Source organism: Pseudomonas sp. SMN11, assembly GCF_052041945.1.
GTDB lineage: Bacteria > Pseudomonadota > Gammaproteobacteria > Pseudomonadales > Pseudomonadaceae > Aquipseudomonas.
Genome location: NZ_JBKGGW010000010.1, coordinates 139,703 through 152,853, shown reverse-complemented (window position 1 = coordinate 152,853; position 13,151 = coordinate 139,703). Strand labels below are relative to the sequence as shown.

At 62.5% G+C, this 13,151-nt stretch carries 13 protein-coding genes; 6 read left to right on the top strand and 7 right to left on the bottom strand.

Annotation, left to right across the window (positions count from 1 at the left end):
• Window positions 1-55: 55 nt before the first annotated feature.
• Window positions 56-496 carry a peptidoglycan-binding protein LysM gene (gene lysM / locus ACLEJU_RS12180; RefSeq protein WP_060507543.1) on the bottom strand — a complete coding sequence of 147 codons (441 nt, stop codon included), beginning with the start codon at window positions 494-496 and terminating at the stop codon, window positions 56-58.
• A gap of 175 nt (window positions 497-671) precedes the next feature.
• On the opposite strand from lysM, the gene fdhD reads away from it, so the two are divergent.
• The 3 genes from fdhD (at window position 672) to ACLEJU_RS12165 (ending at window position 4,544) form a co-directional block, all read left to right on the top strand.
• Window positions 672-1,502, top strand: coding sequence for a formate dehydrogenase accessory sulfurtransferase FdhD (gene fdhD, locus ACLEJU_RS12175; RefSeq protein WP_435424192.1), 831 nt, complete (start codon window positions 672-674; stop codon window positions 1,500-1,502).
• Window positions 1,503-1,507: 5 nt separating this feature from the next.
• Window positions 1,508-3,853, top strand: a complete 2,346-nt coding sequence (locus ACLEJU_RS12170; RefSeq protein ID WP_435424193.1) for an FdhF/YdeP family oxidoreductase — start codon at window positions 1,508-1,510, stop codon at window positions 3,851-3,853.
• Window positions 3,854-4,067: 214 nt separating this feature from the next.
• Window positions 4,068-4,544: a glycine zipper domain-containing protein gene (locus ACLEJU_RS12165; RefSeq protein WP_060507546.1), complete on the top strand. Its 477-nt coding sequence runs from the start codon at window positions 4,068-4,070 to the stop codon at window positions 4,542-4,544.
• Between the two features lie 56 nt (window positions 4,545-4,600).
• Here ACLEJU_RS12165 and ACLEJU_RS12160 read toward each other — a convergent pair whose 3' ends face one another.
• From ACLEJU_RS12160 to hslO, 3 genes are all read right to left on the bottom strand, one after another.
• Complete coding sequence (locus tag ACLEJU_RS12160; protein WP_435424194.1) at window positions 4,601-5,041, bottom strand: acyl-CoA thioesterase; 441 nt, start codon at window positions 5,039-5,041, stop codon at window positions 4,601-4,603.
• 265 nt (window positions 5,042-5,306) lie between these two features.
• Window positions 5,307-6,848: a phosphoenolpyruvate carboxykinase gene (locus tag ACLEJU_RS12155; RefSeq protein ID WP_110637854.1), complete on the bottom strand. Its 1,542-nt coding sequence runs from the start codon at window positions 6,846-6,848 to the stop codon at window positions 5,307-5,309.
• A 179-nt stretch (window positions 6,849-7,027) separates the two neighbouring features.
• Window positions 7,028-7,927, bottom strand: a complete 900-nt coding sequence (hslO, locus tag ACLEJU_RS12150; protein WP_435424195.1) for an Hsp33 family molecular chaperone HslO — start codon at window positions 7,925-7,927, stop codon at window positions 7,028-7,030.
• Window positions 7,928-8,046: 119 nt separating this feature from the next.
• On the opposite strand from hslO, the gene ACLEJU_RS12145 reads away from it, so the two are divergent.
• The gene (locus ACLEJU_RS12145; RefSeq protein WP_435424196.1) at window positions 8,047-8,841 is read left to right on the top strand and encodes a phosphatase PAP2 family protein; all 795 of its coding nucleotides are present in this window, start codon (window positions 8,047-8,049) and stop codon (window positions 8,839-8,841) included.
• A gap of 139 nt (window positions 8,842-8,980) precedes the next feature.
• Here the strand turns inward: ACLEJU_RS12145 and ACLEJU_RS12140 are convergent, their stop codons facing one another.
• The gene (locus tag ACLEJU_RS12140) at window positions 8,981-9,382 is read right to left on the bottom strand and encodes an RNA-binding S4 domain-containing protein (protein WP_435424197.1); all 402 of its coding nucleotides are present in this window, start codon (window positions 9,380-9,382) and stop codon (window positions 8,981-8,983) included.
• Window positions 9,383-9,491: 109 nt separating this feature from the next.
• Between ACLEJU_RS12140 and rimB the strand changes: the two genes are divergently transcribed.
• Window positions 9,492-9,974 (top strand): retropepsin-like aspartic endopeptidase RimB, encoded by a 483-nt coding sequence (gene rimB / locus ACLEJU_RS12135; protein ID WP_085678653.1) that lies wholly within the window; start codon window positions 9,492-9,494, stop codon window positions 9,972-9,974.
• On the top strand, window positions 9,971-10,876 hold the full coding sequence (gene rimK / locus ACLEJU_RS12130; protein WP_103448592.1) for a 30S ribosomal protein S6--L-glutamate ligase: 906 nt from the start codon (window positions 9,971-9,973) through the stop codon (window positions 10,874-10,876). Before rimB ends, rimK begins: the two co-directional genes overlap by 4 nt.
• A 58-nt stretch (window positions 10,877-10,934) precedes the next feature.
• On the opposite strand, the gene ACLEJU_RS12125 is transcribed toward rimK, so the two are convergent.
• Both ACLEJU_RS12125 and ompR read right to left on the bottom strand, forming a co-directional pair.
• Window positions 10,935-12,248, bottom strand: coding sequence for an ATP-binding protein (locus ACLEJU_RS12125; RefSeq protein ID WP_435424198.1), 1,314 nt, complete (start codon window positions 12,246-12,248; stop codon window positions 10,935-10,937).
• A 13-nt stretch (window positions 12,249-12,261) separates the two neighbouring features.
• Window positions 12,262-13,002: an osmolarity response regulator transcription factor OmpR gene (ompR, locus tag ACLEJU_RS12120; RefSeq protein ID WP_085273867.1), complete on the bottom strand. Its 741-nt coding sequence runs from the start codon at window positions 13,000-13,002 to the stop codon at window positions 12,262-12,264.
• Between the last annotated feature and the right edge of the window lie 149 nt (window positions 13,003-13,151).

Here is a 13,151-nt window from a genome sequence, read left to right as displayed (position 1 = left end):
ACAGGTCCTGTGGGAGCGGGTTTACCCGCGAAAGGGCCGGGACGGCTGGAAGGGATCAGTCAGGAATACGCAGCACCTGCCCCGGATAGATCTTGTCCGGGTGCTTGAGCATCGGCTTGTTGGCCTCGAAAATCTTGTTGTACTGGCCGGCATTGCCATACACGACCACAGAGATCGCTGACAGCGTGTCACCCTTTTTCACGGTGACGAACCTTGCCGCCGCAACGACCGGCCCGGTCACGGTGATCTGGTCATCGACGCTGGCTACCCCTTCGATGTTGCCGGCGGCGAGAATGATCTTCTCTTTCTCTTCCTGACTGGCCACCTCGCCCTTGAGAATGACCTTGTCACCCTCTACAGTGGCCGAGATGTTCGGGTTGCCCAGGCCGACACTTTCCACGTGTTTCTTCAGCTGCTCTTCGGCATTGGCATTGCCGGGGGTCAGCAGGTCGATCAACTTCTCGCCGGCTTCCTTCACGAAACTGAACAGGCTCATGACGCGCTCCTTGTTGACGTAAACCTCGGAGCCAGGAGTCTAGGCCAGGATTGCCCCGCCCGCCCCTCTGCGACCAATCGACGCGGTCTATCAAGGCATAGACCCTAGCGATTAGACGCGCCCGGCCCGTCGGCCTAGGCTGGTGCTATCAAATAGCCGCCGGTTCTCTCGCCCGATGCAAAGCAAACCTCCGGTCTGCGCGGCCTCCATGCCCTTGGCACTGCCTGCCGCCAGCAACACCTACGACTACGTCCAGCTCAGCGACGGCGAACGCGCCTGCACGCCGCTGGCCGAAGAAGTCGCACTGGCCATTGCCTACAACGGCCTGAACCAGGCTGTGATGCTGGTCAGCCCCACCGACCTGGAAGACTTTGCGGTCGGTTTCAGCGTTGGCAGTGGCATCGTCGAAGGCACTTCGGAAATCTATGACCTGAAACTCTCCGGCAGTGGCTCGGCGATGTATGCCGACCTGGAGATTTCCAGCCGCGCCTTCTGGAACCTGAAGAACCAGCGTCGCCAGCTGGCCGGCACCAGTGGTTGCGGCCTGTGCGGGGTGGAAGCCCTGGAACAGGCGCTGCCGGAACTGACCGCACTGCCTGGCGCACCTCTGCCGCCAGCGCAATGGCTGGCAGGCCTGCGTGAGCGCATCGATGCGTTCACCCCGCTGGGCCAGCACTGCGGTGCCGTGCACGCTGCGCTGTTCATGAACGCCCAGGGCGAATTGCTGATGGGCCGCGAAGACATCGGCCGGCACAACGCCCTCGACAAGCTGATCGGCGCCCTGCTGCGCCAAGGCATCAGCACCGAGGGCGGCCTGGCCATCGTCACCAGCCGCTGCAGCCTGGAGCTGATCCAGAAGGTGCTGCGCGCCGGCATCCAGACCCTGGTCAGCCTCTCGGCGCCCACCGGCCTTGCCCTGCAATGGGCGCGCAAGCACAACCTCAACCTCATTCATCTGCCCAAACACAGTGCACCGCGGGTCTACAGCCCAGCGGCGGAGTCGTAACAGTCGTGACCTCGTACCAGCAACTCCCGGACAACGCCCCAGCCTCCACCCCTCGCTACCAGCCCTACCACGGCCCCGCCGGTGGTTGGGGCGCGCTGCGCAGCGTGGCCAAGGCCTGGGTCGGCAGCGATAACGCGCTGAAGAACATCCGCGCCCTGCTCAAGACTAACCAGAACGGTGGCTTCGACTGCCCCGGCTGCGCCTGGGGCGATTCGCCCGAGAGCGGCATGGTCAAGTTCTGCGAAAACGGTGCCAAGGCGGTCAACTGGGAAGCCACCAAACGCCGCGTCGATGCGGCGTTCTTCGAGCGCTACAGCGTCAGCGCGCTGCTGCAGCAGAGTGACTACTGGCTCGAGTATCAGGGCCGCCTGACCGAACCGATGGTCTACGACCCACAGAGCGATCGCTACCAACCGATCGCCTGGGATGCCGCCTACGCGCTGATCGCCCGTGAACTGAACAAACTGGCCACCCCCGACCAGGCCGAGTTCTACACCTCCGGCCGGGCCAGCAACGAAGCGGCCTACCTGTATCAGCTGTTCGTGCGTGCCTATGGCACCAACAACTTCCCCGATTGCTCGAACATGTGCCACGAAGCCAGCGGCGTGGCCTTGGGCCAGAGCGTCGGGGTCGGCAAGGGCACGGTCACCTATGACGACTTCGAGCATGCCGATGCGATCTTCGTCTGGGGCCAAAACCCTGGCACCAACCACCCACGCATGCTCGACCCGCTGCGCGACGCGGTGAAACGTGGCGCCCAGGTGGTCTGCGTGAACCCGCTCAAGGAGCGTGGCCTGGAGCGCTTCCAGCACCCGCAGAACCCGCTGGAGATGCTGACCAATAGTGACCGTCCGACCAACACCGCGTTCTTCCGCCCGGCGCTGGGCGGCGACATGGCCTTGCTGCGCGGCATGGCCAAGTTCGTCGTGCAATGGGAGCGCGAAGCCCAGGCCAACGGCGAGCCGGCAGTATTCGACCATGTGTTCATCGCCGAGCACGGCCATGGCGTGCAAGAGTATCTGGCCGCGGTGGACGCCACCTCCTGGGAGCACATCCAGGCGCAATCCGGCCTGACCCTGGCCGACATCGAGCTGGCTGCACGCATGTATTGCCGTGGCAAGCGGGTGATCATGTGCTGGGCGATGGGCATCACCCAGCACCGCCATTCGGTACCGACCATCCAGGAAATCGTCAACCTGCAGATGCTGCGCGGCAACCTTGGCGTGCCGGGCGCGGGCTTGTGCCCGGTACGTGGCCACAGCAACGTGCAGGGCGACCGCACCATGGGCATCAACGAGCGCCCGCCGGTGGCCCTGCTTGATGCCATCGAAAAGCGCTTCAACTTCCGGGTGCCACGGCACAACGGCCACAACACCGTCGAGGCGATCCACGCCATGCTCGATGGCCGTTCGAAAGTGTTCATCGGCCTTGGCGGCAATTTCGCCCAGGCCACCCCGGACACCGAACGGACCGCGCTGGCCCTGCGCAACTGCGAACTCACCGTACACATCAGCACCAAGCTTAACCGCAGCCATCTGATCCACGGCAAGCAGGCACTTATCCTGCCGTGCCTGGGCCGTACCGACATCGACCTGCAGGCCGATGGGCCGCAGGCGGTCACCGTGGAAGACTCGTTCAGCATGGTCCATGCCTCCAATGGCCAGCTCAAGCCACTGTCGCCCCAGATGCGCTCGGAGCCTGCCGTGGTCGCCGGTATCGCGGCTGCCACCCTGGGCAAGCACCCGGTGGACTGGCACTGGCTAGTGGCCGATTACGCGCGCATCCGCGACCTGATCGGCGACACCATTGCCGGCTTTGCCGACTTCAACCAGCGCCTGGCCCACCCGGGCGGCTTCTACCTGGGCAACAGCGCCGCCAGCCGCCAATGGAAGACCACCACGGGCCGCGCCAACTTCAAGGCCAACCTGCTGCCTGATACCCTGATCGACGAGCGCGTCCGCGCCAGCGGCCAGTTGCCGGACCTGATCATGCAGTCGATGCGTTCCCACGATCAGTACAACACCACCATCTATGGCCTGGACGACCGCTACCGCGGTGTGCGCGGCCAGCGCGAGGTGCTGTTCGCCAACGAGGCCGACATCATCCGCCTGGGCTTCCAGCCTGGGCAGAAGGTCGACATCGTCTCGCTGTGGGGTGATGAGCATGTGCGCCGTGTGCATGGCTTCACATTGCTGGCCTTCGACATCCCTGCCGGGCAGGCAGCGGCGTACTATCCGGAAGTGAACCCGCTGATCCCGCTGGAAAGCATCGGCGACGGCAGCCATACGCCGACGTCCAAGTTCGTTGCCATCAAGCTGGAACGCGCCCGGGACGACGGCAGAATCCTGTAAGCAGAAAGGCCCCGGTCAAAACGAAAAAAGCCCTGTTCCGCGAGGTCCAGGGCTTTGTCATAAATACCTCTGACAAGCGAAAATCGATAAAGTTTCACAGTAAATACAGCAACTTAGAGAATTGTGTACAACTCGTGCTACTCGTCGGATTTTCGTTGCCAGCCGCGCTCCGTAGCCTCAAATTCGCCCACGTCATCCCTATGAGGCTCTCTTGATGAAGAAGTACTCCTCGATTCTGTTGTTGTCTTTCAGCTTGCTCAGCGGCGTTGCCATGGCAGGCGGCAATACCGAGGCTGGCATTGGCGGCGCATTGGGTGGGGTACTCGGCTCCGTAGTGGGCAACTCCATCGGCGGTAGCACCGGCGGTGCCATTGGTGCAGGCCTGGGCGGTGCGGCCGGCGGTGCCCTGGGTGCCGACAAGCGCCAGCGTGGCGAGGCCGCCATCGGTGGTGCACTGGGCGCTGCAGGCGGTAACGTGGTAGGTCGCTCGGTGGGCGGCACCACCGGTAGCTACATCGGCGCGGCCGCAGGCGGTGGTGCCGGTGGTGCGCTGGGTAACTACATGGGCAACAAGGCCGATGAAGACGAGCGCCACGACGACCGTCGCTACCGTCGTGACTACGACGACCGTCGCCACTACGACCGCGGCCGCCACTATGGCCACCGCAAGCACCGTCACTGGCGTGACTGATACCTGAGGCCTGGCCTGCGGGTAAAAAGAGCCCTGCCCTCACCGGCAGGGCTTTTTCATGCCTGCGGATCCAGCTGCAGGCCAGCCAGGATCGCCTGTAATGCCTCGGGCAGCGGCACCGGCCTGCCGCTGGCGCGCTCGATGAACACCTGCACCACCGTCCCTGCCGCGCACGCATCGGTTTCCCCCGGACGGTAAAGCGCCAGGCGATACTCCACGGTACTGCCTGCCTGCCGCACCACCCCCAGCCCCACCTCGAGCACATCCGGGAAGCCCGGCAAGGCGAAGAAGTCTGCCGCCGAGCTCACCACGAACGCTGCCAGCTCGCCATCGCGCAGGTCGACATCCGCCTGTTCGACGAGGAAGGCCTGGATGGCAGTTTCGAAGAAGCCATGGACGGTGGCACCGGCGATGTGGCCGTTGACGTCGTTGTCCTGGGGGCGGGTGAGGATCGGGTGGAAGTGGGAGAAGGCCGTGCGGCTGGGGGATTCGGTCATCTGTTAGGCCTGTATCTTGGCAGTGGATGCAGACAGTGAAACAGAAATTCCAGTTTTTGACTGCCCACGATTCTTTGTAGGAGCGGCCTTGTGTCGCGAAAGGGCTGCGCAGCAGCCCCAGGATTTTTGCATTCAGGCAGATATTGCTGGGGCCGCGATGCGGCCCTTTCGCGACACAAGGCCGCTCCTACACTGACAGCGTCAGTGCTCCAGGAACAAAAAAGCCGCCCCAGGGGGCGGCTTTCTCGTTGCGGCTGGGGTCAGCTTACAGCTGTGGGCCAGCAGCCTTGATGGCGTCGGAAACTTCGAACTTCTTGAAGTTTTCGATGAACAGCTTGGCCAGGCCTTGGGCGGCCTCGTCGTAGGCAGCCTTGTCAGCCCAGGTGGCACGTGGGTTGAGCAGCTCGGTATCAACGCCGGGAACGGCCTTCGGCACGTCCAGGTTGATGATGTCCAGATGCTCGGTTTCGGCGCCGACCAGAGCACCGCTCTGGATGGCAGCGATCACGCCACGGGTGGTCGGGATGCTGAAGCGCTTGCCAACGCCGTAGCCTCCGCCGGTCCAGCCGGTGTTGACCAGGTAGACCTTGGAACCGAAGGCCTTGATGCGTTTGATCAGCAGCTCGGCGTAGACGCCAGCCGGGCGCGGGAAGAACGGTGCGCCGAAGCAGGTGGAGAAGGTCGACTTGATGCCGCCGCCCGAACCCATCTCGGTGGAACCAACCAGCGCGGTGTAGCCGGACAGGAAGTGGTAGGCCGCCTGCTCGTTGTTCAGGATCGAAACCGGCGGCAGAACGCCAGTCAGGTCGCAGGTCAGGAAAATGACTGCGTTCGGCTCACCGCCCAGGTTCTTCTCGGAGACCTTCGCGACGTGCTCCAGCGGGTAGGCGGCACGGCTGTTCTGGGTCAGGCTGACATCGGTGTAGTCAGCGTGCTTGGCATCGTTGATGACGACGTTTTCCAGCACTGCACCATGTTTGATGGCTTTCCAGATGACCGGCTCGTTCTTCTCGGACAGGTCGATGCACTTGGCATAGCAGCCGCCTTCGATGTTGAAGACAACGCCTTCACCCCAACCGTGCTCGTCATCACCGATCAGGTAACGGCTTTCATCGGCCGACAGGGTGGTCTTGCCAGTGCCAGACAGGCCGAAGAACAGGGTTACGTCGCCAGCTTCACCGATGTTGGCGGCGCAGTGCATCGGCAGTACGTCGGCAGCCGGCAGCAGGAAGTTCTGCACCGAGAACATGGCTTTCTTCATTTCGCCAGCGTAACGCATGCCGGCGATCAACACCTTTTTCTGGGCGAAGTTGATGATGACGCAACCATCGGAGTTGGTGCCGTCACGCTCTGGTACGCACTCGAAATTGGCGACGTTCAGAACCTGCCACTGATCACGGCCAGCTGGGTTGTACTGCTCCGGGTTGATGAACAGGCAACGGCCAAACAGGTTCTGCCAGGCAGTCTGGGTGGTCATCTTCACCGGCAGGTAGTGCTCGGCAGCGGACCCTACGTGAACGTAGGAAACGAAGTGATCCTGAGCGTTGTTGAACGCCTCGACGCGGTCCCACAGGGCATCGAACTTGTCGGCCGGGAACTTGCGGTTGATCGGGCCCCAGCCAATCTGGTCCTGGGTGGAAGGTTCTTCGACGATGAAACGGTCAGCCGGCGAGCGGCCAGTACGGTGGCCAGTTTCGACTACCAGTGCGCCAGTATCGGCCAGCACGCCTTCACCGCGGGACAGCGCTTCTTTAACCAGCTCATCGACGCTCAGGTCGGTGTACACGGTGTTGTTGGCTTGCGTCATGAGATACCCCATCCGGCCCGAGGCCGAGTGCTCCAAACGTTTTGTAGTTGTCTCGAAAAAACTACTACAGCGAAAAAAGTGGCCGGATTATGCCAGAAACGCCCAAAAAAAGTAGGCCCCTCCTGTCAGAACTGCTCTTTTGCGCAATTCGACAGGAGATTCCCCTGAAATTAAACGTTTCAGTGGCGAGTTTCTGACGCTGCTTCCGTGCCGCCACCGGCAAACAGTTGCGCAACATCGCTGGCATCGAAGTAATAGCGCTGGTTACAGAACTGGCAATCGATCTCCACCTGACCACCGCACTCCTCAACCAGCGCCTTGGCATCGTGTTCGCCCAAACTGACCAGCGCATTGCCGGAACGTTCGCGCGAGCAGCTGCATTTGAAGCGCAGTGGCTGGATGTCGAACAGGCGTACCGCATCTTCATGGTACAGACGGTGCAGCAGGGTTTCGTTGTCCAGCGACCACTCTTCAGCTTTGAGCGTCTTGGCCAGGGCAATCACATGCTGCCAGCTTTCTTCGCGCTCCTCATCGTCCTTCTGGAATTCGCGCGGCAGCTGCTGCAACAGCAGGCCACGGGCCTTGCCGCCTTCGGCGTTGAGCCAGAAGCGAGTATTGAGCTGCTGCGACTGCACGAAGTAGTTGGTGAAGCACTCCGACAGGTTGGCACCGTCCAGGTCGACGGTGCCCTGGTAACGCTGGCCCTTGACCGGGTCGATGGTCAGGGTCAGGTGGCCGCCGGGCATCAACTGCTCCAGGGTGGCATCGGCCGGGATCTGCTCCGCTTCGTAGCGAGCCATGCCGCGGATGTCGCGCTCGCCCGAGCATTCGACCATCAGCAGCGGGATCGGCCCTTCGGAACGCGCCTGCAGAATCAGCAGGCCGTCGAACTTCAGCGCGCCCACCAGCAAGGCGGTCGCGGCCATCAGTTCGCCAAGCAATGCCTGCACCGGCTGCGGGTACTCGTGACGCGCCAGCACCGCGGCGTAGCTGTCATCGAGAGACACCCACTCGCCGCGCACATCGCGCTCGTCGAAGATGAAACGTTGGGTGAAATCGGTATCAGGCAAATCGCTCATAGGTTTTGGCTATCTGAAAATGATGACAAAATGGTTACACGGGATGTCGAACCACTGCGCGATCCCGTGGTAGAGCGCTCACAAGGCGCTCTGATTTCCGTTGGCAATAGAGGTATTTTATGGACAATCGACCACTGTTCCAAGCAAGGTGGTCCTGGGGGCCATTGGCAGCCTGTACGCTGCTTCCCATCGCTCTACTGTGTTTCTGGTTATGGCCTATTGGCCAGATCCTGTGCCTGACTTTCGACGAGTGGCTATTCCATAGCCTCAATGCGCCACTGGCCGACAGCACGACCTGGCGCTACATCTGGACCGTCGGCAGCCTGCGCCCCTTCGATATCGTCGTCGGCCTGATCCTTCTGACCGTGCTGATTCGTGGCAACTGGGTGTTCAAGGCCAGCCAGGTTCGCGAAGCCTTCTTTGGCTTTCTGGTCACGCTGCTCCTATTAGTGGTGATTCGCGCGCTGTTTTCCAAGTGGGTGAATGCAATGGGTTGGCAACATGACAGCCCATCGATGGTGTTCGACAACGTGGTGCACCTCAGCAGCTACTACCCGAACCTGGAAAAAGCCTGGGAGCTGAAGGACCGTTCCAGCAACAGCTTCCCGGGTGATCACGCCTCGGTGCTGCTGATCTGGGCCTTGTTCATGAGCCTGTTCAGCCGCCGCCTGTTGCAGCACCTCGTGACTTGGGCGCTGGCTTTCCTGTTCATGATGCCGCGGCTGGTGGCCGGGGCGCACTGGGGACAGGACGATTACATTGGCGGCCTGCTGATGGCGGTACTGGCGTTGGGCTGGAGTTGCCATACGCCGTTGGCGGCCAAGGGCAGTGCCTTGCTGCTGCGGTGGACGGCACCTCTGTTTGCCATTGCCAAGAAGTTACCGTTGGTCGGGAGATTGGCGGTGATCCGCTAAATCTCTGGGGCTGCTACGCAGCCCTTTCCGACCGGTCCGGCGCCCCGGCAAGGCCGCTCCCACAAAGGGCCTGCATACGCCGATCATTGTGGGTGCGGCCTTGCCGGACCGGTCGGAAAGGGCCGTACAGCGGCCCCGGCTATTCAAAGCTCCCATGCAGCTGGTGAATCTGCCGCCGCTGCTTCTTGTTCGGCCGCCCATCGGTGGTCACCCCCATGGCCCCCGCCTTGCGCATCTCGGTCGCTTGCTCGCGGCGGCGCATACTTTCTTCAGTCTCCTCATACAACGTCTGCGCCTCGGGCGCCCCGCGCCGCACGATCGACAGCGCTTTGACCACCACCGTGCGTTCGTCGAACCCGGTACGCAACACGAATTCATCACCTACCCGAGGTTCCTTGCCCGGCTTGCAGCGCTCGCCCCGGCAATGCACCTTGCCGCTCTCGATCGCCGCCTTCGCCAGCGCGCGGGTCTTGTAGAAGCGCGCCGCCCACAGCCATTTGTCCAGGCGGACCTTGTCGTCGTCCTCGGCTTTTTGTGCCATCTCGTTTCCTCGAATTCTGTCTTTCATCGAACTGTACTACCGTAACTGACGGATGCAAAAAGTCCCCGCCGTGCTTACAGTTCACCACCTTATCCGCAGGGTGTGCTTTGTGAAGAAATTTGACCATCTGACAGTGATCGGCCTGCGCGAGTGGGTGGCCCTGCCCGACCTCGGCGTGGCGGGCCTGCGCGCCAAGATCGACACCGGCGCCAGCACCTCCAGCCTGCATGCCACCGAAGTCGAGCCGTTCGAGCGTGACGGCCAACCTTGGGTGCGCTTCACCGCCCACCTCGGCTCGGTCGTGCAACTGCGCCACCGCCGCTGTGAAGCCCCACTGGTGACCATGAAGACCATCAAGAGCTCCAACGGCCAGGCGCAGACCCGTTACGTGATCCGCACCACTCTGGCCCTGGGCGATGCGGTCTGGGAAGTCGAGTTTACCCTGGCCTGCCGCAAGAACATGCGCTATCGCCTGCTGCTGGGCTCCAAGGCGCTCATTCACGGCCAACTGGTGGTCAACCCCGGCCTGAAATACGTACAAGACAAACCGGCCTATCCGGCCACCCTCTCCCCTGTCACAGGTGCTGCATGAAGATCGCTGTGCTGTCGCGCAATCCGCGTCTGTATTCCACCCGCCGCCTGGTCGAAGCCGGTACCCAGCGGGGCCATGAAATGGTGGTGATCGACACCCTGCGGGCCTATATGAACATCGCCAGCCACAAGCCGCAGATCCACTACCGTGGCAAGCCGCTGGAGGGCTTCGATGCAGTGATCCCGCGCATCGGCGCCTCGGTGACCTTCTACGGCTGCGCGGTGCTGCGCCAGTTCGAAATGATGGGTGTGTACCCGCTGAACGAATCAGTGGCCATCGCCCGTTCGCGTGACAAGCTGCGCTCGCTGCAATTGCTGTCACGTCGTGGCATTGGCCTGCCGATTACCGGTTTCGCCCACTCGCCGGATGACATTCCCGACCTGATCCAGATGGTCAATGGCGCGCCACTGGTAATCAAGGTGCTGGAAGGCACCCAAGGCATCGGTGTGGTGCTGTGCGAAACCACCAAGGCCGCCGAGTCGGTGATCGAGGCGTTCATGGGGTTGAAGCAGAACATCATGGTCCAGGAATACATCAAGGAGGCCGGCGGTGCGGATATCCGCTGCTTCGTGGTAGGCGACAAGGTCATCGCGTCGATGAAGCGCCAGGCCAAGCCAGGAGAGTTCCGCTCCAACCTGCACCGCGGTGGGGTGGCCAGCCTGATCAAGATCACCCCCGAAGAGCGCATGACAGCCATTCGTGCCGCCAAGGTGATGGGGCTGAGCGTGGCGGGTGTGGATATCCTGCGCTCCAACCACGGGCCGTTGGTGATGGAAGTGAACTCGTCGCCTGGGCTGGAAGGCATCGAAACGACCACCGGCAAGAACGTGGCCGCGATGATCATCGAGCACCTGGAGAAGAATGGCGGGCCGAATCAGACCCGCACCAAAGGCAAAGGCTGATTCAAGCCTGCACCGGCCCGTGTGGGAGCGGCTTTAGCTGCGAAGAGGCCGGTGCACCTCACACCGCATTACGCGGCAGCAGCAATCCCAACGGCAAGCGCACTCGCGCCTCGATACCGCCACCGGACCGGTTGCGCAACTCGACATTCCCGCCATGCTGCGCCGCAATCCGCTTGACGATCGCCAAGCCCAACCCGGTTCCCTTGCCCCCACGGGCACGGTCCCCGCGAATGAATGGGTTGAAGATGGTTTCCAGCTCCGATTCGTCGATTCCGGTCCCCCGGTCCAGCACACTGAGCACCACATACGGCGCGCTCTCGTCTCCAGACACATAGGCCGCCACCTCGACGCCCTTGCCAGCGTGATGCAGGGCATTGCCGATCAGGTTGCCGAGCATGCGCTTGAGCGAAACCCGGCGCAACGGGAACGGCGGAATCGGCTCCAGACACAGGCGCACACGTTCTACCGGTTGGTTATAGGGCGCCACCACCTCGCGCACCAGGTCGGCGAGGTCGACCTCCTCGACCGGCTCGTCCCGCCCATCGCGAATGAATGCGAGGAACTGGTCGAGAATCGCATCCATGTCCTCGATGTCGCGGACCATGTCATCACTCAGCTCGTTGTCGCTGTTCAGCAGCGACAGCGACAGCCGAAGGCGCGTGAGCGGCGTACGCAGGTCATGGGAAACCCCCGCCAGCATCAACTCCCGCTCACGACCGGCCTGCTCGACATCTTCAGCCATCTGGTTGAAGGCCCGGTAAACTTCGGTCATTTCGCTAGGCGTGTCGCTGATCGGCAAGCGCACGCTGCGCCCCTGGCCTACCTGCCGGGCAGCAAAAACCAGGCGCTTCAACGGCTGGTTGAGCTGGCGAACGAAGATCCACGCCGAGGCAGTGGACAACAGGCCGATGGCCAGGAACCAGCCCAGCACGTTCCAGATTTTCTGGCCACGCAGCGGGTGCGGGTACAGCGGCACCTTGAGCCAGCCCGGGCCCAGGCTCGGTGCGTTCACCCACAGCGCTGGTGGCGCATGGATGCGCAGGCGCACCTCGGTGTCTTCACCCAGCTCAGCCTGCATCTGCCGCTGGTAGATCTCGCTGTAAGGCCAGTGCTGCTCACCCTCCGGCACACCGGAACCGGTGACCCGGATCAGCCCTGCGGCTTCGGCGATCTTGTCGCGGTTTTCTTCATCCGCAGCCCAATAGGCGCGCAGGGTCAGCGCCACACCGTGGCTGTACTGCCGATCGACCAGCACGTCCTCGTTCATCAACAGATAGACCAGCGTGAGGGCCTTGGAGAACAGGACAACGATCAGCACCAGCCACAGGGTGCGGGCAAAGAAGCTTTGCGGGAACCAGAGCGGCGTTTTCATCGACGGCGAAGCATCATTTGCCAGCGTTTCCGTCTGGTACGAACACGTAGCCTACGCCCCAGACTGTCTGGATGTAGCGTGGCTTGGACGGGTCCGGTTCGATCATGCGGCGCAGGCGCGAGATCTGCACGTCGATGGAGCGCTCCAGGGCGTCCCACTCGCGGCCACGGGCCAGGTTCATCAGCTTGTCGCGGGTCAACGGCTCGCGGGCGTGCATCACCAGTGCCTTGAGCACGGCGAACTCACCGGTGGTGAGCATGTGCACTTCGTCGCCACGCTTGAGTTCACGGGTGGCCAACGACAGCTCGTAGTCGCCGAACGTGACCGACTCATCCTCGCTGCCCGGGGCACCCGGTACGCTCGGTGCCTGGCGGCGCAGCACGGCCTTGACCCGCGCCATCAGCTCGTCAGGGTTGAACGGCTTGCCCAGGTAGTCGTCAGCGCCCAGTTCCAGGCCCTTGATGCGGCTGAGCTCGTCACCCTTGGCGGTGAGCATGATGATGGGAATCTGGTTGTTCGACTGGCGCAGGCGCTTGCAGGCGGACAGGCCGTCTTCGCCTGGCAGCATCAGGTCGAGTACCACCAGGTTGAACACTTCGCGCGCGAGCAGGCGGTCCATCTGTTCGGTGTTGGGCACCGCGCGGGCGCGATAGCCCTTGCTGGTGAAGAAACGTTCCAGCAGGCTGCTGAGCCCCGGATCGTCGTCGACGATGAGAATCTTGTCACCTTCAGCGGTGTTTGCGGTGCCGGTCATGAATAACTCCTCTGATATCGCCGCGCATTATGGCGTAGCCATTGCTGCACGTTGCGTGAGCATTGTTAGCAGATTTTTCCCCGGGCGCCAGTTCCGGCTGGCCGGGCGCCATCACCGCAAGCCGTTTGCGATGGGTATAATGCGCGGCT